Annotated in this window: 13 protein-coding genes; 8 read left to right on the top strand and 5 right to left on the bottom strand. The window is 67.8% G+C overall.

The window, feature by feature from the left end; genetic code table 11:
• Positions 1-561, bottom strand: coding sequence for a maleylpyruvate isomerase family mycothiol-dependent enzyme (locus H1R19_RS00535; RefSeq protein ID WP_188330695.1), 561 nt, complete (start codon positions 559-561; stop codon positions 1-3).
• Between the two features lie 37 nt (positions 562-598).
• Between H1R19_RS00535 and H1R19_RS00540 the strand changes: the two genes are divergently transcribed.
• The 5 genes from H1R19_RS00540 (at position 599) to H1R19_RS00560 (ending at position 6,141) form a co-directional block, all read left to right on the top strand.
• A complete protein-coding gene (locus tag H1R19_RS00540) occupies positions 599-1,480 on the top strand; it encodes a helix-turn-helix domain-containing protein (protein ID WP_188330696.1) in 882 nt (293 codons plus the stop codon).
• A gap of 211 nt (positions 1,481-1,691) precedes the next feature.
• Positions 1,692-2,984 (top strand): GAF domain-containing protein, encoded by a 1,293-nt coding sequence (locus H1R19_RS00545; protein WP_219850307.1) that lies wholly within the window; start codon positions 1,692-1,694, stop codon positions 2,982-2,984.
• Between the two features lie 190 nt (positions 2,985-3,174).
• Positions 3,175-4,698 carry an acetaldehyde dehydrogenase ExaC gene (gene exaC / locus H1R19_RS00550; RefSeq protein WP_188330698.1) on the top strand — a complete coding sequence of 508 codons (1,524 nt, stop codon included), beginning with the start codon at positions 3,175-3,177 and terminating at the stop codon, positions 4,696-4,698.
• A gap of 71 nt (positions 4,699-4,769) precedes the next feature.
• A complete protein-coding gene (locus H1R19_RS00555; protein WP_188330699.1) occupies positions 4,770-5,195 on the top strand; it encodes a DUF779 domain-containing protein in 426 nt (141 codons plus the stop codon).
• 253 nt (positions 5,196-5,448) lie between these two features.
• Positions 5,449-6,141 (top strand): hypothetical protein, encoded by a 693-nt coding sequence (locus H1R19_RS00560; protein ID WP_188330700.1) that lies wholly within the window; start codon positions 5,449-5,451, stop codon positions 6,139-6,141.
• A 142-nt stretch (positions 6,142-6,283) separates the two neighbouring features.
• Here H1R19_RS00560 and H1R19_RS00565 read toward each other — a convergent pair whose 3' ends face one another.
• From H1R19_RS00565 to H1R19_RS00575, 3 genes are all read right to left on the bottom strand, one after another.
• Positions 6,284-6,760 carry a hypothetical protein gene (locus H1R19_RS00565; protein ID WP_219850308.1) on the bottom strand — a complete coding sequence of 159 codons (477 nt, stop codon included), beginning with the start codon at positions 6,758-6,760 and terminating at the stop codon, positions 6,284-6,286.
• A 185-nt stretch (positions 6,761-6,945) separates the two neighbouring features.
• On the bottom strand, positions 6,946-8,265 hold the full coding sequence (locus H1R19_RS00570; protein WP_188330702.1) for a sensor histidine kinase: 1,320 nt from the start codon (positions 8,263-8,265) through the stop codon (positions 6,946-6,948).
• Complete coding sequence (locus tag H1R19_RS00575; protein ID WP_188330703.1) at positions 8,249-8,887, bottom strand: response regulator; 639 nt, start codon at positions 8,885-8,887, stop codon at positions 8,249-8,251. Before H1R19_RS00575 ends, H1R19_RS00570 begins: the two co-directional genes overlap by 17 nt.
• Before the next feature lie 384 nt (positions 8,888-9,271).
• Here H1R19_RS00575 and H1R19_RS00580 point away from each other — a divergent pair, with 384 nt between their 5' ends.
• A complete protein-coding gene (locus H1R19_RS00580; RefSeq protein WP_219850309.1) occupies positions 9,272-11,494 on the top strand; it encodes a DUF2254 domain-containing protein in 2,223 nt (740 codons plus the stop codon).
• Here the strand turns inward: H1R19_RS00580 and H1R19_RS00585 are convergent.
• A complete protein-coding gene (locus tag H1R19_RS00585; protein WP_188330704.1) occupies positions 11,474-12,553 on the bottom strand; it encodes an alpha/beta hydrolase fold domain-containing protein in 1,080 nt (359 codons plus the stop codon). The two genes, H1R19_RS00580 and H1R19_RS00585, sit on opposite strands and share 21 nt — an antisense overlap.
• Before the next feature lie 525 nt (positions 12,554-13,078).
• Between H1R19_RS00585 and gltB the strand changes: the two genes are divergently transcribed.
• A complete protein-coding gene (gene gltB / locus H1R19_RS00590) occupies positions 13,079-17,662 on the top strand; it encodes a glutamate synthase large subunit (RefSeq protein WP_219850310.1) in 4,584 nt (1,527 codons plus the stop codon).
• Complete coding sequence (locus H1R19_RS00595; protein WP_188330706.1) at positions 17,655-19,109, top strand: glutamate synthase subunit beta; 1,455 nt, start codon at positions 17,655-17,657, stop codon at positions 19,107-19,109. The genes gltB and H1R19_RS00595 overlap by 8 nt, the downstream gene beginning before the upstream one ends.
• Positions 19,110-19,196 lie beyond the last annotated feature (87 nt).

Genomic DNA, 19,196 nt, shown 5'->3' on the forward strand with positions numbered 1-19,196 from the left:
TCAGACCGTTCGGCCGAGCCGGGCGAGCAGTGTCGTCTGGCGGTCGGCGTCGGCGGGGACGTCGCGCTTTTCGCACACACCCTCGGAGTAGAGGGCGTCACCGAAACTGTCGGCGGCCGCTTCCATCTCGGCCAGCTCGGCGTCGGTGAACGTGTGCGCCACGCCACCGGCACGGGCCACGTCCCAGCGGTGGGCGATCATGTCGAAGCCGTAGAAACGCAGCAGGGTCTCTCCGATGGTCGTCGGACCGAAGTGCCCGTCGAACGCGCGGTCTCCGACGGCCGGGTCGGCCAGTACCTCTGCCGCGGCGTCGCGGTGCGCGCGCCAGGCGGCGGCCGGGTCGTCGAGTGAGGGCGCGGGGCCGAGGTCGACGTCGTGCCCGGTGAAAAATTCGCGCTGGGTGCCGATGATGTGTGCCACCACGTCGCGGCCGGTCCAGCCGTCACACGGGGAATCGTTGGTCCAGGCGTCGGCGGGCAGCGAGTCCAGGACGCCGGCGAGGCCGTCGGCGAGCTCGACGTAGTGGGTGAGCAGTGGTGAGGCGTCGTTGATTGCGGTCATGATGAGAGTCAACCGCAAGACCACGGGACGGTGATTGATGAAACCCGACAATCAGGGATCCACGCGGCCTGGATCGACGCGGCTCGACGACGTCGAGCGCGCGCACCTCGTCGACCCGTCTGACGCGAGCTACCGCATCGGACGCTGGGGGCCCGGTCCCGAGCTCGACGAGTTGGTACGGCGCTTCTGGGTGCCGGTGTGGTGGGTACCGCCCGGAGCGGAGTCGCCGCAGCGCGTGCTGCAGTACCCGGTCTGCCTGATCGTCGTCAGCAACACCTACGCCCGGTTCTACGGCGTGGTCACCGGCTTGTCGGAGACGGTGCTGACCGGGGACGGGTGGGCGGTCGGGGTGATGCTGACGCCGGGCGCCGGCGGCCTGCTGACCGGGGACGTCGCGACCTGGACAGACAGGTTCGACGAACTGTCGGAGGTCTTCGGGGAGAGCGGCAGCGAACTGGCGAGCCGGGTCCGCGCGGAGATGGCCGCCGCACCCGGCGATGAGGAGACGCAACGGCGGGCCACCGACATCGTCGAGGAGTGGTTACGAGGGTTTCTCCCGCTCGACGACGACGGACGTCTGGTCAACGCGATCGTCGAGTACGTGGAGAACGATTCGACAGTGGTGGCGGTCGCGCAGATCTGCGACCGCTTCCACCTCACCGAACGCAGCCTGCAACGGCTCACCAGACGCCGCCTCGGTCTGACGCCCAAGTGGCTCATCCAGCGTCGGCGCCTGCACGAGGCGGCCGAACGCCTGCGCGAGCGCACCGAGACCCTGGCGTCCCTGGCCGCCGAACTCTCCTACGCCGACGAGGCGCACTTCGTCCGCGATTTCAAGACGGTCACCGGCATGACACCGCGGACGTTCTCGGCACGCTTCGGGTCAGGGCGCTTCGGGTCGGGGCCCGCGGAGACATGAAAAATCTCATCCTCCTCAACCGCGTCCGAGGGCAATATTCCCTCGCGCCCTGCTCAGCCGGCCGATTTCTTCGGAGCATCGGTCGGTACGAACCCCGTCGCCGCGACGGAACCGGTGGTCAGCGCCACGTGGGCGAGTTTGAGCGATTGTTGCCGAGATCACACGCCGACAGGCAGAATCGTCGGCATATGGGCAATTCGACGGAGGGCGCATGACTGACGCGGCTGCGGTGGCCACACGCATCCGCCAGGCGTACGAGGACTTTCTGTCCGGCGTCACCCCACCTGCGGACGCGGTGCGCTCCATCGTGCGCGAATCCTGGGCCAGGTCTCTGACCAGGGGAATCGACCCCGCCGAGGCCAACCCCGAGGGTGAGCACACCCCGGCCATGTCCCCCGACGAGTTCGCCGCCTACCGCGCCGCACACCCGATCACCGCGGTGCGTCCGCTTGTGCGGTCGCTGATGGTGGACGCCATCGCCGACACCGGGGTGGTCGTCGCACTCACCGACCAGGACGGGCGCCTGCTGTGGATCGAGGGCGACTCCGCGGCCCGCGACAAGGCCGGACACATCAACTTCGTCGAGGGGTCGGTGTGGAGCGAAGAGGTCGTCGGGACCAACGCGCCCGGCCTCGCACTGGCCGTCGACCGGGGCGTGCAGGTGGTCGGACCAGAGCATTTCGCAGGGCCGGTGCAGGAGTGGAGTTGCGCCGCGGCACCGGTGCACGACCCGCTCACCGGCCACGTCATCGGCGTGATCGATGTGACCGGCGGGCGCGAGGTCGCGGCCCCTTTCGCATTGGCGGCGGTGCGGTCGGTGGTCGCCGCGGTCGAGCGGGAACTGCAGTCGAGTGCGGTCGACCTCGCCGACCCGGCGACATTCGGCTCGAGCGCAGCCGAGCCGGGCGCGGCCCATCTGGCGGTCCTCGCCGACGGCGCCCCGCGCTGGCGACGCACCGCAGACCCCGCGGGCGCCCGCACGCTGTCTCGCCGGCACGCGGAGATACTTCTTCTGCTGCAGGCGTTTCCGGAGGGGCTCAACACCGAGCAGCTCGCACTGAAACTCGCCGAGGACGGCCTCGACCCGGTGACCGTCCGCGCCGAGATCTCACGACTCCGCCGCGACCTCGGTGCCGACGTCGTCGCCAGCCGGCCCTACCGCCTGACTCTCGACATCTCCTCCGACGTCGACGCAGTCCGGAAGCGCATCGCCGGCGGGACCTCCCCGGCCTCGGTCGTCGACGACCTGGGCCGCGGCGGTTTGCTCGCCGAGTCCACAGCGCCGGGGATCGTCGAGATCTTCGAGGAACTGCGCGAGGACCTGCGGTCGCGCCTGATCGCCGGGGGTGACGTCGCCGCGTTACGGAGGTGGACGTCGTCCATCCACGGGCGTGACGACCTCGCCGCCTGGCGTCGACTGGAACACCGTCTACCGGTGGGGCATCCCGATCGCGCCGTCGTCGGCGGCCGGATCAGACTGCTCGACCAGCGGTACGGAGCCTGAGGGGTTCACCGGAGCTCCAGCGATAGAGGGCTCTACCGGTATAGGGGGAGGTCACGGGCTCCGCCCGACGTTGCAACCCTCGTGCAACCAACGCGCTCGTACTGTGTGTAACAGATCACACGATGCCCCGTTGGTGGCCCGTGCGACATCCGCAAGCGTCCTCGACGACGCCGACACTCAAGGAGCAACCATGACCGTCTTCGCAAAGCCGGGTGCCGATGGCTCGGTGATGAGCTACGAGTCGCGCTACGACAACTGGATCGGCGGACAGTGGACCCCGCCGGTGAAGGGTCAGTACTTCGAGAACCCGTCGCCGGTCGACGGCAAGGTGTTCTGTGAGGTCGCACGCTCGACCGCCGAGGACATCGACCTCGCGCTCGACGCCGCGCACAAGGCCGCGCCCGGGTGGGGTAAGACCCCGGTCGCCGAGCGCTCGCTGGCCCTGCTGCGCATCGCCGACCGCATGGAGGAGAACCTCGAGAAGCTCGCGGTCGCCGAGACCTGGGACAACGGCAAGGCCGTCCGTGAGACCCTCGCCGCCGACATGCCGCTGGCCATCGATCACTTCCGCTACTTCGCGGGCGCGCTGCGTGCGCAGGAGGGGTCGATCTCCGAGGTCGACGAGGATACGGTCGCCTACCACTTCCACGAGCCGCTCGGCGTCGTCGGCCAGATCATCCCGTGGAACTTCCCCATCCTGATGGCCGTGTGGAAGCTCGCACCGGCACTCGCCGCAGGCAACGCGGTGGTCCTCAAGCCCGCCGAGCAGACCCCGGCGTCGATCCTCTACCTGGTGAGCCTCATCAGCGATCTGCTGCCCGCGGGGGTCCTCAACGTGGTCAACGGATTCGGTGTGGAGGCGGGTAAGCCGCTCGCGTCGAGCAACCGCATCCGCAAGATCGCCTTCACCGGGGAGACCACCACCGGCCGCCTGATCATGCAGTACGCGTCGGAGAACCTCATCCCGGTCACTCTCGAGCTGGGTGGCAAGAGCCCGAACATCTTCTTCAACGACGTCATGTCGGCCGACGACGGCTTCCTCGACCGTGCGCTGGAGGGCTTCTCGATGTTCGCCCTCAACCAGGGCGAGGTGTGCACCTGCCCGAGCCGCGCGCTGATCCAGCAGGACATCTACGACGAGTTCATCGCCAAGGCCCTCGACCGCGTCGGAAAGATCAAGCAGGGCAACCCCCTCGACACCGACACGATGATGGGCGCCCAGGCGTCGAACGACCAGTTCGAAAAGATCAGCTCCTACCTCGCCATCGGCCGCGACGAGGGCGCCCAGGTGCTCATCGGCGGCGAGCCGGCCCAGCTCGACGGCGACCTGTCCGAGGGCTACTACATCAAACCGACTGTCTTCCAGGGCAACAACAAGATGCGCATCTTCCAGGAAGAGATCTTCGGGCCGGTCCTCGCGGTCACCACGTTCAAGGACTTCGCCGACGCGATGCACATCGCGAACGACACCCTCTACGGCCTCGGCGCGGGTGTGTGGAGCCGCGACGGCGCCACCGCCTACCGTGCGGGCCGCGAGATCCAGGCCGGTCGCGTGTGGACGAACACCTACCACGACTACCCGGCACACGCGGCCTTCGGCGGCTACAAGCAGTCCGGCATCGGCCGCGAGAACCACCTGATGATGCTCGAGCACTACCAGCAGACCAAGAACCTCCTGGTCGGCTACGCGCAGAGCGCGAAGGGCTTCTTCTGACGGGTGCCACTTCGAGAGAGCTCCCAAGCTCAAGCTCGCTCCTGGAAGGAGCGGATGGAAGGTGACAGACGATGACCACCGAACAGAATGTTCCTGATCGGGTGGTCGCCACAGACGCCGCCGTGCAGCTCCTGACCAAGTTGTCGGAGCTGCACGGCGGACTCATGATCCACCAGTCCGGTGGATGCTGTGACGGCTCGGCCCCGATGTGTTACCCGGTCGGGGAGTATCGGGTGGGTCAGCGCGATGTGCTGGTGGGGGAAATCGAACTCCCCGAACCCATTCCGAACGTGCGTGTCTGGATCAACGGTGACCAGTTCGAACTGTGGAAGCACACCCAGCTCATCCTCGACGTGGTGAAGGGTCGGGGCGCCGGGTTCAGTCTCGAAGCGCCCGAAGGTGTGCGATTCCTTTCGAGGGCACGGGCTTTCAGCGAAAACGAGAACGCGACGCTGGCCGCGAATCCACCCCTGACCGGGGCCACCGTCGAACCCTGAGGCGAAGACCGGTCGGCAAACAGAATGCGCCGTGCGTATCGGAATCCGATACGCACGGCGCAATTTGCGTTCGAGGATGCGTTCGAGGGCTCGCCGCCTGGTCGGAAATGTCTCCAATTAACCGAATAGCATTGTCGATTCACCACATTCAAGTGTGTGATTCATCTATCAATAGGGGTGGTGCCGCTCCGCGCCCTTTGTTAGTTTCGCCGTTGGACGAAAGCCGAAATCACAAATGGAGGCAAGAAACCATATGCAACGCAATTACATACGTGTGACCACTGTCGGTGCTGCCCTCGGGGTCGCTGCTCTGCTCGCACCCGGCGGTGTCGCCACTGCGGCGCCGGTATCCGAGACCAACTGTGCGAAGACCTCGACGCCGTCGAACCCGGCAGGCTGGGGCAACACTTTCGACGACGAGCATGGGCAGGCGGGCAAGGTGACCGCGACCACCGTTCGAGACCAGGACGGTTCGCTCGAACTCGTGACGTCGGCGACCACGCCGCGCCAGGCGTCGTACCACTCCGCGGGCAAGCTCCCGCTGGCCGACGCCGCGAAGAAACCGCTCACGTTCGAGAAGTCCGAGGGCCATGCCAACTGGCAGATCCGCGTGACCGGCGCGAACACCGGTGCCGCGGACGGTTTCGCGACGCTCGTCTGGACGGCGTCGTCGAGCGCGGGCAAGGCGAGCGCCGCCGGTTCGGACGAGTGGTGGGCCACGCGCGACCTGGGCGACATCAAGAAGGGCACCAACGCCACGCTCGCCGAGCTGGTCGAGGCGGCCGGTGACAAGGCCGTCGTGGACCACTACGGCATCTCGAGTCAGCCTGCCGCGAAGGCCGGCAAGGTCAACGTCGACAACGTGTCGTTCAACGGCTGCACCACCAACTTCGCGGCCACCGGTGCAGGCGGAGCGTTCGGTTCGCTGGAGAACATCTTCCCCTGACCTGACCGCAGGCACCTTCAGTGCCGACGGCGCAGTGACCAACGACGAGAACGTCGTCCGCGACCCCTCGTTCGCGGACGACGCTCTCTCGCCAGGGCTGGAGGTTGTTCCTGCGTCTCACAGGTCCCCTCTCACCTCCTTCTCACCACTGGTCGAAGCCCACGTTGGCCTGGGGGAAGCCGGTGCTGATGTTGCTGTTCATCCAGTACTGCTGGGAGTGCGGGCCCCAGATGCTGCTCATGCCGGTGTTGACGTTGTGGTGGTGGTTGGTCAGCTGGTAGTTCGCGGTCGGGCCGAAGAGCCCGATGCGGTAGATGGCGTTGACGTCGAGGTGGTCGGCGTAGGGGGCGACCGCGGTGATGGTCTCGGTGGCGCCGGGGTAGAGGATGCTCTGCGGCGCGTTGACCCATTGGCCTCCGTCGGCGTTGGCGCCCTGCAGGTACTCGGGCTTGTCGGTGTGGTTGGTGATCGTCATCGCGACGGTCGGTTCGCCGGGCCGGGTGATGGGCAGGGTGCCGGCGTGGGCGGCTCCGGATGCTCCGAGGGCGATACCCGCGGCGGCGGCGAGTCCCAGGGTTCCGAAGGCGATGCGGCGGGTGGTCGTCGTGATGGTCTTCATCGTGTTCTCCTGGGATTCTCTGGGTGGGTGTCTCTGGTGTGTGGCCGGTTGTTCCGGTGACACCAATGACTTTCCTCGGAGAACGCCCCTACCGGATTCCGCCGACCGGGTGATGGACCGGCTGAACCGCGCATCCCCCGATCGGTGGACAGGGGAAAAGGGGGACACGGGCGACCTCACCGGTCTCACACGGTGCGGGCGGGCACCTCGACGATCGCAACGGTCCCGCCGCCACCAGCCCGTTGCGCCAGGGTCAACGTGCCGCCTGCGCCCTCGATACGGACGCGCCTCGACGCGAGTCCGATGTGGCCCGCGGCCTGCCGGCGGCGCATCAGATCGTCGACGCCGATGTCTGCCGGCAGCCCGATCCCGTCGTCGACGACCACCAGTCGTGCCTGCCCGTCGTCGAATTCCGCGGTCATCTCCACGGTCGTCGCATGCGCGTGTTTGACGACGTTGGTCAGCAGTTCGCGGGCGGCGGAGAACAGCAGCGAATCCACGGATGTGCGCAGGTCCGGCGACCAGCCGGCGGTGTCGACGGCCACCGCGGGTGCGCCCGCGCGGCTGCCGAACGACGACGCGAGGTCGGTGAGCGCAACCGCGAGACCGGCCTGTTCCAGAACCGCGGGATGCAGTTCGCTCAGCATCGTGCGCAACAGCTGTGCCGAGTCGCGCAGTGCCCCGTCGACCCGGTCGAGGGTCACCGGATCGGCGGAGCCGCGCAACGTCGCGAGTTCCTGCCGGGCGGCCAGCACATACTGCAGCGCCCCGTCGTGCAGGTTGTCGGCGAGGTCGCGTCGCTCGCGCTCCTCGATCTCCATCGTCGCGTCGAGCAACCGGGCGCGTTCGGCAGCAAGCGATCCGATCGTCGTCACCCGGGACCGCTGCAGTCGCGACAACAGGATTGCGCCCACCGCGAGCGCGCAGACGACGAGGACGCGCAGAGCGATCACCGACCAGGGTTCGCCGTTGGACGTGCGGGCCAGCGCGCTCGAGACGGCGTAGACCACGGCGGTGGCGATCACCACGACCGCACAGATCCGGGGCTGCAGGGCGATGGCCGCGATCATCGGCACCAGGACGAAGCCGTTGATGAGAGCGTTTGTGGTCCAGCTCAACTCGTTGGACTCACCCGCGACGATCACCAGCGCGGTCAGCAACACCAGGTCTATCGGCAGGGCGATCCAGGACCAGCGGATCATCATCGATGGGAAACCGACGGCCACGACTGCTCCGCCGACGCACCACGCGGCGTAGAGCACAGCGGTCACGACGCTGAAAGCGGCTGCGTGCGCGGGTGGATCGAGACAGACGGCGAGCAGGACGAACAGTGAGAGGAACAACCGGAGCAGCACCTGGATGCGGATACCGCGCACCGCATGGTCGATCAGGATGTCGTGGATGCGCGGCTCGTCGGTGAACTCGCTGAGCCCGAGATAACTTGTGGCACCGGGTATGTCCGCACCCGTCCGCCGCCGGGCCGGGGCGTTACTCGAGGAGTCCACGACGCATGGCCTCGGCCACCGCGGCAGCGCGGTCGGAGACACCGAGCTTCTCGTAGAGGCGCTGGGTGTGGGTCTTGACGGTCGACGCGCCGATGTACAGTTCGGCCGCAACCTGCGGAATCGACTGTCCTCGAGCGAAACCCGTCAGAACCTGACGTTCCCGCTCACTCAGGGCAGGGGTGTCCGGCCGCGTCTGCGCGCGTATCTCGCCGGCCAGACCGGCGGCGAGTGCCGGCGGAACCACGGTCTCGCCCCTGGCCACTGCGGTGACCGCGCCGACGATGTCATCCCGGTCGGCGTCCTTCGACAGATAACCCGCGGCGCCCTCCTGCAGGGCACGGAAGACGATGGGGCCGTCGGTGACCGCGGACAGCAGCAGCACGCGAGTGGGCAGCCCGTCGCGGGTCACCGCATGGGCGAGCTCGACACCGGTCATGCCGGGCATCTGATGGTCGACGACCGCGACGTCGGGCTTCTCGCGCCGGATCAGATCCAGACCTGACGGTCCGTCGGCGGCCTCACCGAGGACCCGCACTCTGCCGCTGGCGGTCAGTCCACGTGACACGCCGTCGCGATAGAACGGGTGATCGTCGACGACGACCACGGTGACGAGGCTGTTCATCGGCTCAGGATAGGACCAGAGGCCGCGTTCGCCGGACGGAACCGCGCGCACTCGTCCTGCGCGGCACGCCGACCATCGCCGCGATCCGCACACGGGTGGTCGCCAACGGAGACAGGATTTGGCGTTCGGATTGCCGACGCGGACACTGCTCACCGCGGTCTGCACGGACCCGGTGACCGGGGTGTTCAACCGCGCGGGATGGGAACTCGCCACCACGGGCCACGCTGTGCACGCCCAGGCGGGCTCCCATCTCTCCGCGGGACAACGCGCCGGACCACGGCCGCACCCCCCAGCCGACGAGACACACTCGCGGTGAGCGTCATCGCCGTGCCCGGGGTTGCGATTGACCACGAGAGCGCGCCGATGTCCCGCTAATGTCGGGGGATGACGCGGTGGTTCGATGAGAGGATCGTCGAGCCCGGCCGCCTGCCGTTGCTCATCCTGTTGCTCGCGTTCGTGCTGACCTTCCTGTTCATCCGGTTCAGCGTGCGGATGATCCGCGCGGAGGTCAGCTGGTGGCCCGGGAACGTGACACCGGGCGGGCTGCACGTGCATCACGTCTTCTTCGGGATGATGCTGATGTTGTTGTCGGGCTTCGGCTTCGTGGCCGTCGACCCGCTCCGCACCCCGGTCGTCGACTGTATCCTCGCCGCGCTCTTCGGCATCGGCTCGGCCCTGGTGCTCGACGAGTTCGCGCTCATCCTGCACCTGCGCGACGTCTACTGGTCCGAGGAGGGCCGCGCCTCGATCGACGCGGTGTTCGTCGCGATCGCGATCGGCCTGTTGTTCCTGCTGGGACTGCAGCCGTTCGGGGCCTTCGACATCGTCGGCGAGATCCGGGACGAGACCGACACCGCCGCGCGGATCGCGGTGACCGCCGTCGTCGTCCTCAACGTGATCCTGGCGGTGATCACCCTGCTGAAGGGCAAGGTGTGGACCGGACTCGTGGGCATGTTCATCCCGATCCTGCTGTGGTTCGGTGCACTTCGGCTGGCGCGGCCGCAATCACCCTGGGCGCGTTGGCGCTACACCACACGCGAGCGCAAGATGGCCAGGGCCACCGACCGTGAGCAGCGCTACCGCGAGCCGGTCATGCGGCGCAAGATCATCCTCCAGGAAGCTGTCGCGGGCCGATTCGGCCTACCCGACAAGCCGCCTCCTCCGGTTCCGGTGGCGGCGGTCGACACCGTGAACGAACCGGTGCCGGGTGCATTCGTCACCGCCCTGCGCTGGCGCCGGACGCGCAAAGAGCTGCGCGCGGTGCCGATCTGGCGCCTGCCGGTCGTGCTGGTGACACTGGCGATCGTCGCGGCGTGGTTCACCGTCGGCTTCGACCAGCTCCTCGAGCTCGAGGTGGACCCGGGCACCCTCGCGACGCTGCTCAGTGTCATCGCGGGCTCGATGGCGACCCTGACGGGTCTGGTGTTCACCGCGGTGACCCTGGCCATGCAGTTCGGGGCGTCGTCGATCTCGGTGCGGGTGATCCCGATGCTCCAGCAGGAACCCGTGATGCGGTGGTCCACCGGATTCTTCCTCGCCACCTTCGTCTACAGCGTGATCATCGCGATCGACCTGTCTGTGGGCGAGCCCGATTCTCCGACACCGGGTTTGTCCACGGCCATCGCCTTCGTGCTCACCACGGCGAGTGCGTACCTGTTCATCGCGCTCGTCGGCAAGGTCGGCACGATCCTCAACACCGCCCGCCTGTTGCAGTGGATCGCCGATGACGGCCGAGCGGCGATTCTGAGGCAGTACCAGATGCCGCCCGCGCCACCCGGGGAGGAGTCCGACCATCCAAGGAACCCCGATCCGGCGAACCCCGATCCGGCGAACCCCGATCCGGCGAACCCCGATCCGGCGAACCCCGATGCGGGAGAGCCGCCCGAGGACGCGGCCACCGAACGGGAAGCGCTGGTCGACGACGCCCGATCGGTGATCCCGCTGGGGGAGGTGAACGCGCACGGTCGAGTGTTGCTGGCGGTCAACGGCGATCGACTCCGACGACTGGCGCTCGGCTGGGGTGTGCGGATCGACGTCCTGGTCGCGGTGGGCGATCACGTACCCCGCGGTCACCCGGTTGTCGCGATCATCGGTGATCCGACGCCGGTGATCACCGCACGTGTCCTGGGTTGTCTGTTGTTCGGCGACTCACACCAGCCGTCGGTGAGTCCGGCGGCCGCGCTGCAGGCGATCTCCGACATCGCGCTCAAGGCCATGTCGGCGGGCAGCAACGACCCGAGCGTGGTGGTGCAGGCCCTCGACCACACCGAGGACCTGCTGTTGTTCCTCGCGCCGAGGGTGAGTGCGGAGGCCCGCGCGCCGCTCACCTCGGTCCGCGGAATCCGGCGGAGCTGGGCCGATTACGTCGCGATCGGCACCGACGAGATCCGCAGGCACAGCGCAGGTCAGGCGCAGGTCCAGCGTCGACTGCGTGCGTTGTTCGAATCGTTACTCACCGGATGTGCTCCGGCACAACGTGTTGCGGTCGTCGAACGTCTGGCCGTGCTCGACGGGCAGGCGGCCTGTGAGTGGCAAGACGATCTGGACCGCAAGCTCGCGGGAGCGGCCGACCGGCAGGGCTATGGATCAGAGTTCGGCGGCTCGTAGCGGCTGGGCCGAGCCGGTCACGCTGATGAAGCGGGCGGCGGTCGCGACGGCCTGACGTGCCTCCGAGGACAAGCGTGGCAGCAGCTGGAAGACGTGGCCCTGGTCGGGCCAGGACTGGATCACCGAAACCCCTCCGGCGCCGATGATCTCGTCGTGGGTGGCACGGGCGTCGGCGCCCATGACCTCGAGTGCACCGTATTGGATCAGCGTCGTCGGCAACGACATGTCCGGGGTGAGGCGCACCCGCATGCGGGGATGGTCGGGGTCGGCGGTGCGTGTGTAGAGCCGCAGGATCTTGCGCGCCGACACCGCGTTGATGATGGGATCGCGGACCCCGCTGCGCTGATTGGCCACCGCCAGATCGAAAGTCGGGTCGTAGAGAGGGGAGAACAGCACCATCGAACCCGGTTGCGGCGTCCCCGTGGTGTGGTTGACGGCGAGCAGGTCCAGCGCGAGGTGTCCACCCGCGGAATCGCCTGCCACCACGATGTCCTCCGCCCGGTACCCCTGCGACAGCAGCCATCGGTAGCCGCGGATGGCGTCGTTGCCCGCGGATGGCCAGGGATGCTCGGGGCCGAGCCGGTAGTCGAGGCTGAACGCCGACAACTCGGTCTGATTGCTCAGGCGCGCGACCAGACCGCGGTGGGTGCGCGGCGAACACACGACATACCCGCTGCCGTGCAAGTAGTAGATGATGCGGCCGCCGGGCCGCGGCTGCGACGCGCGCCGACCGGTGACCCACTCACCACGGATCTGGCCGCCGCGGAACACCTCGCGCACGATCTGGATGCGGGTGTTCGCCGGCGGCGGGTTGAGCCGCTCGATCGTCCGGTTGAGTCCGGGACGGGTGCGCTGGATCATCTCCGCCGTCACGCGAAGCGGGCTGGCCCCCGCAACCGCCATCATCGGCCAGGTGACGCGGGCGAGATAGGCGTTCACCGCGCGGGATCGCCGCGAACCGTGCGGGTCGACGCCGAGCCGGCCGAAGGGGTGGTCGGCGGCCGGCGGCGGTGCTGTCCGCCCGGGGGAGGGTTCATCCGCGGGTGAGGTGACGCTCATCACTCCGACGGTAGACCGAGTGTGACTCTCGCGCCGCACAATCGAATCGACTCAATCCGGCATTCCCGACGCCGGCGTCGATCGTTACCCGATCAGCGCCCGAACGAGACGTTCCGGCGTCGTTCCGCCGCGGCCGGTGCCGAATCCGCCACGCGCCTTTCGATCGCCGTCTCACGTGCAGCGTCGTCGTCGTTGTGGTAGCCGGATTTCAATAGTGGACCCTCGGCGTGGAAAAATGGCCCACAATGCTCATACGGCTGCCCGCGGGCGCCCTTGCGTGCTGCGCACAAGCTGGGATGAGCAGGGTGGTTCGGGCCCCGACGATGCGGCCCGAGAATACCGTCAGCAACGGCGCTGACCGGGACACACCGCCTAGTGATTGTCGGCTCTGCCCAGGTCAGCCCCGATAGGGGCGGAAGACGACGACGCCGTGGACATCGAGGTCCGCGACCCAACGGCCGGGTGGGGCCCCAGACATTGACGACGGGTAGTGCGTGCACCCCGCGCACGCAAAGTGAGGCGAATATGAAGCAGGCTCCGGGACCGGTGGGTCTCTACGACCCACGCAATGAGCACGACTCCTGCGGTGTGGCGTTTGTCGTGGACATGCACGGACGACGCAGTCGCGACATCGTCGACAAGGCGATCATGGCCCTGGTCAACCTCGAGCACCGCGGTGCCGCGGGTGCCGAGCCGAACACCGGCGACGGCGCCGGGATCATGATCCAGGTCCCGGACCGTTTCCTGCGCGAGACCGTCGACTTCGAACTCCCCGCCGAGGGCGCCTACGCCACCGGCATCGCCTTCCTGCCGCAGGGCGCCGAGGACGCGCGCCTCGCCTGTGCAGGTGTCGAGAAGGTCATCGAGGCAGAGGGTCTGACGCTGCTCGGCTGGCGTGAGGTGCCCACCAACGAGAACTCGCTCGGTGCGCTCGCCCGCGACGCCATGCCGACCTTCCGCCAGGTCTTCATCGGTGGCGCCGAGGGCATGGACCTCGAGCGTCGTGCCTACGTCGTGCGCAAACGTGTGCAGCATGAACTCGGCAACAAGGGTGCCGGCGCCGACGGCCCGGGTCGCGAGACCGTGTACTTCCCGAGCCTGTCCGGCCGCACCTTCGTCTACAAGGGCATGCTGACCACCCCGCAGCTGCGGGAGTTCTACGTGGATCTGCAGGATTCGCGCATGGAGAGCTCGCTGGGCCTCGTCCATTCGCGCTTCTCCACCAACACCTTCCCGTCGTGGCCGCTGGCGCATCCGTTCCGCCGCGTGGCCCACAACGGCGAGATCAACACCGTCACCGGCAACGAGAACTGGATGCGCGCCCGCGAGGCGCTCATCGACACCGAGGCCTTCGGGGCCGACGCGGCGTCGAAGATCTTCCCGGTGTGCACCCCCGGCGCGTCGGACACCGCGCGCTTCGACGAGGTGCTCGAGCTGCTGCACCTCGGTGGCCGCAGCCTGCCGCACGCGGTCCTGATGATGATCCCCGAGGCGTGGGAACGTCAGGAGTCGATGAAGCCCGAGCACCGGGCGTTCTACCGGTACCACTCCGCGCTCATGGAACCGTGGGACGGACCGGCGTCGGTGTGCTTCACCGACGGCACCGTCGTCGGCGCCGTGCTGGACCGAAACGGTCTGCGCCCCAGCCGCGTCTGGGTCACCAAGGACGGCCTCGTCGTGATGGCCTCCGAGGTCGGCGTCCTCGACATCGACCACTCCGAGGTGGTGCAGAAGATGCGCCTGCAGCCGGGTCGCATGTTCCTCGTGGACACCGCTGCCGGCCGCATCGTCGCCGACGAGGAGATCAAGGACGAGCTGGCCGCCGAGCATCCGTACGCGGAGTGGCTCGAGCAGGGTCTGGTCCCGGTGGAGGACATCGAGGCGCCGCCGCATCAGCACATGCCCCACGACCGGGTTGCGTTGCGCCAGCAGGTGTTCGGTTACACCAACGAGGAACTGAGCCTCCTGGTCGAGCCGATGGCCAAGACCGGCGCGGAGGCGCTCGGCTCGATGGGCACCGACACGCCGATCGCCGTGCTGTCCAAGCGGCCGCGCATGCTGTTCGACTACTTCCAGCAGATGTTCGCGCAGGTGACCAACCCGCCGCTCGACGCGATCCGCGAAGAGATCGTGACCAGCGTCGGCGGCACCATCGGCACCGAGGCCGACCTGCTGAACCCCAGTCCCGAGTCCTGCCGCCAGATCGAGCTCTCCTCACCGGTTCTCGACAACGACACGCTCGCCAAGCTGGTCGAGATCAACGACAACGACGCCCTGCCGGACTTCCGCAGCATCCACGTCCACGGGCTCTACCCGGTGGCCGAGGGCGGCGCCGGTCTGCGCAAGGCGCTCGACGAGGTGCGCGCCAAGGTCAGTGCCGCGATCGACGACGGCGTGAACCTGGTGGTGCTGAGCGACCGTGAGTCCGACGAGACCTACGCGCCGATCCCGTCGCTGTTGCTGACCGCCGCGGTCCATCACCACCTGGTGCGTGAGCGCAAGCGCACGAGAGTCGGCCTCATCGTCGAGTCCGGCGACTGCCGCGAGGTCCACCACGTGGCCGCGCTCGTCGGTTTCGGTGCGGCAGCGGTCAATCCGTACATGGCGTTCGAGTCGATCGAGGACATGATCGAACGCGGCGTGCTCGCCGGCGTCGACCTCGCCACCGCGCAGAAGAACTACATCAAGGCCGCGAGCAAGGGCGTGCTCAAGGTGATGAGCAAGATGGGCATCTCGACCCTCGCCTCCTACACCGGCGCGCAGCTCTTCCAGGTCATCGGCATCTCGCAGGACACTGTCGACGAGTTCTTCACCGGCCTCAACAGCCAGCTCGACGGCATCGGCCTCGACGAGATCGCCGCCGATGTCGCCGTGCGGCATGCCCTGGCGTTCTCCGAGCGTCCGTCGGAGCGGGCGCACCGCGAACTCGAGGTCGGCGGCGAGTACCAGTGGCGCCGCGAGGGCGAGTACCACCTGTTCAACCCGGACACCGTCTTCAAGCTGCAGCACTCCACACGCACCGGCCAGTACAAGGTGTTCAAGGAGTACACGAAGCTCGTCGACGACCAGTCCACCCAGATGGCGTCGCTGCGCGGCCTGTTCGACTTCAACTTCGGTGACCGCGACCCGATCCCGATCGAGAAGGTCGAACCGGCCAGCGAGATCGTCAAGCGGTTCTCCACCGGCGCCATGAGCTTCGGTTCCATCTCGGCGGAGGCCCACGAGACCCTCGCCATCGCCATGAACCGTCTCGGCGGCCGCTCCAACTCCGGTGAGGGCGGCGAGGATCCGCGTCGTTTCACCCACGACGAGAACGGCGACTGGCGGCGCAGCGCGATCAAGCAGGTCGCGTCGGGACGCTTCGGCGTCACCTCGCACTACCTGAGCAACTGCACCGACATCCAGATCAAGATGGCGCAGGGTGCCAAGCCCGGTGAGGGCGGTCAGCTGCCTCCGCACAAGGTGTACCCGTGGGTCGCCGAGGTGCGTGGTTCGACGCCGGGCGTGGGTTTGATCTCGCCGCCGCCGCACCACGACATCTACTCGATCGAGGATCTGGCGCAGCTGATCCACGACCTGAAGAACGCCAACCCGCAGGCCCGCATCCACGTGAAGCTGGTGTCCGAGGTCGGCGTCGGCACGGTCGCGGCGGGCGTCTCCAAGGCCCACGCCGACGTCGTGCTCATCTCCGGTCACGACGGTGGCACCGGTGCCACCCCGCTGACCTCGATGAAGCACGCCGGAGCGCCGTGGGAGATCGGCCTGGCCGAGACCCAGCAGACGCTGCTGCTCAACGGACTTCGCGATCGCATCGTCGTGCAGGTCGACGGCCAGCTCAAGACCGGCCGCGACGTCGTCGTCGCCGCACTGCTCGGCGGCGAGGAGTTCGGCTTCGCCACCGCACCGCTGGTGGTCTCGGGCTGCATCATGATGCGCGTGTGTCACCTCGACACCTGCCCGGTGGGTGTGGCCACGCAGAACCCGCTGCTCCGTGAGCGTTTCGCGGGCAAGCCGGAGTTCGTGGAGAACTTCTTCATGTTCATCGCCGAGGAAGTCCGTGAACTGCTGGCGCGCCTGGGATTCCGCACACTGCAGGAGGCGGTCGGCCACGTCGAGGCCCTCGACACCACGAAGGCACTGGCACATTGGAAGTCGTCGAAGGCGGGCAAGCTCGACCTGTCGTCGATCCTGACGATGCCGGAATCGCCGTTCATGAACCAGGATCTGTACTGCTCTGGCGTGCAGGATCATGCGTTGGAGAAGGCGCTCGATCAGCAGCTCATCGCGCAGAGCCGCGAGGCGATCGATCACGGTACCCGCGTGTCGTTCAGCTCCAAGATCACCAACGTGAACCGCACCGTCGGTACGATGCTGGGCCACGAGGTCACCAAGGCCTATGGCGCGCAGGGTCTTCCGGACGGGACGATCATCGTCGACTTCAACGGCTCGGCGGGTAACAGCTTCGGTGCGTTCGTGCCCAAGGGCATCACGCTGCGCCTCGAGGGCGACGCCAACGACTTCGTCGGCAAGGGCCTCTCGGGTGGCCGTCTGGTGGTCCGTCCGGCGCGCAACGCCCCCGCCGACTTCGTCGCCGAGGACAACATCATCGCAGGCAACGTCATCGGCTTCGGGGCCACCGCCGGGAAGATCTTCCTGCGCGGCATCGTGGGTGAGCGCTTCTGCGTGCGTAACTCCGGTGTCACCGCTGTCGTCGAAGGCGTGGGCGACCACGGCTGCGAGTACATGACCGGTGGGCGGGTCGTCGTCCTCGGCGAGACCGGCCGCAACTTTGCGGCGGGTATGTCCGGCGGCATCGCGTACGTCTACGACCCCGCAGGCAAGCTCGCCGACAACCTCAACACCGAGCTCGTCGACATCGAACCGCTCGAGGACGAGGACATCGAGTTCCTCGCCTCGATCATCGACGAGCACCGGGCCGAGACCGAATCCCCGGTCGCCGGAGCACTGCTCAACGATTGGGACACCGCCCAGACGAACTTCGCCAAGGTCATGCCGCGCGACTACAAGCGTGTGCTGCTGGCCATCTCGGCGGCAGAGAAGACCGGGCGAGACGTGAACGAAGCGATCATGGAGGCCGCACGTGGCTGACCCCAGAGGATTCCTCAAGCACCCCGAGCGGGAGCTGCCCGAACGCCGGCCGGTCGAGCTGCGCCTGCTGGACTGGAAAGAGGTCTACACAGACTTCGACAAGGGCCATCTCGAGACGCAGGCCAGCCGCTGCATGGACTGCGGTATCCCGTTCTGCCACAACGGCTGCCCGCTGGGGAACCTGATTCCCGAGTGGAACGACCTGGTCTACCGGGACCGGTGGCGTGACGGCATCGAGCGTCTCCACGCGACCAACAACTTCCCGGAGTTCACCGGTCGTCTGTGCCCGGCGCCGTGCGAGGCGTCGTGCGTCCTGGGCATCAACCAGCCGCCGGTCACCATCAAGCAGGTCGAGGTCGAGATCATCGACAACGCCTTCGACAACGGCTGGGTCACCCCGGTTCTGCCGTCGGAGAAGACCGGCAAGTCCGTCGCCGTCGTCGGCTCCGGTCCTGCCGGATTGGCTGCCGCGCAGCAGCTCACGCGTGCCGGCCACGACGTGACACTGTTCGAGCGGGCCGACCGCATCGGCGGTCTGCTCCGCTACGGCATCCCCGAGTTCAAGATGGAGAAGCGGCACATCGATCGCCGGCTGGCGCAGATGGAGGCCGAGGGCACCGTCTTCCGCACCGGGGTCAACGTGGGAGTCGACGTCACCGTCGACCAGCTCCGCGCCGACTTCGACGCGGTCATCCTCGCCAACGGCTCGACCATCGGTCGTGACCTGCCGATCCCGGGCCGCGAGCTCGACGGCATCCACCAGGCGATGGAGTTCCTGCCGCAGGCCAACCGGGTGCAGCTCGGCGACACCGTCGAAGGTCAGATCTCGGCCAAAGGCAAGAAGGTCATCATCATCGGCGGCGGTGACACCGGTGCCGACTGCCTGGGCACCTCGCTGCGTCAGGGCGCCGAGATCGTGCACCAGTTCGAGATCATGCCCAAGCCGCCGATCGAGCGTGCCGAGTCGACCCCGTGGCCGACCTACCCGCTGATGTACCGCGTGTCCTCTGCCCACGAAGAGGGCGGCGAGCGCGTGTTCTCGGTCAACACCGAGCAGTTCCTCGGCGAGGACGGCAAGGTCACCGGGCTGCGGGCGCACGAGGTCGTCATGCGCGACGGCAGGTTCGAGAAGGTCGAGGGCTCCGACTTCGAGCTCGAGGCCGACCTGGTGCTGCTCGCCATGGGCTTCGTCGGTCCCGAGCGTGAGGACCTGCTCGACAAGATGGGCGTCGACTACGATCCGCGCGGCAACGTCAAGCGCGACGGCAACTTCGCCGCCACCGGTCAGCCCGGCGTGTTCGTCGCCGGTGACGCCGGGCGCGGCCAGTCGCTGATCGTGTGGGCCATCGCCGAGGGACGTTCGGCGGCGGCCGCGGCCGACAAGTTCCTCGTCGGTCAGACCGACCTGCCCGCTCCGATCGTGCCGACCCAGGTCGCCCAGCGCTGATCGGCGTCTGCCCGTCCTGATCGCCGAACCTGAACTCCCGCTTGCCCTTCGGGGCGGGCGGGAGTTCTCGTTTCGGCCGGGGGGCGA

The sequence above is a fragment of the Gordonia jinghuaiqii genome (genome assembly GCF_014041935.1).
Taxonomy (GTDB): domain Bacteria; phylum Actinomycetota; class Actinomycetes; order Mycobacteriales; family Mycobacteriaceae; genus Gordonia; species Gordonia jinghuaiqii.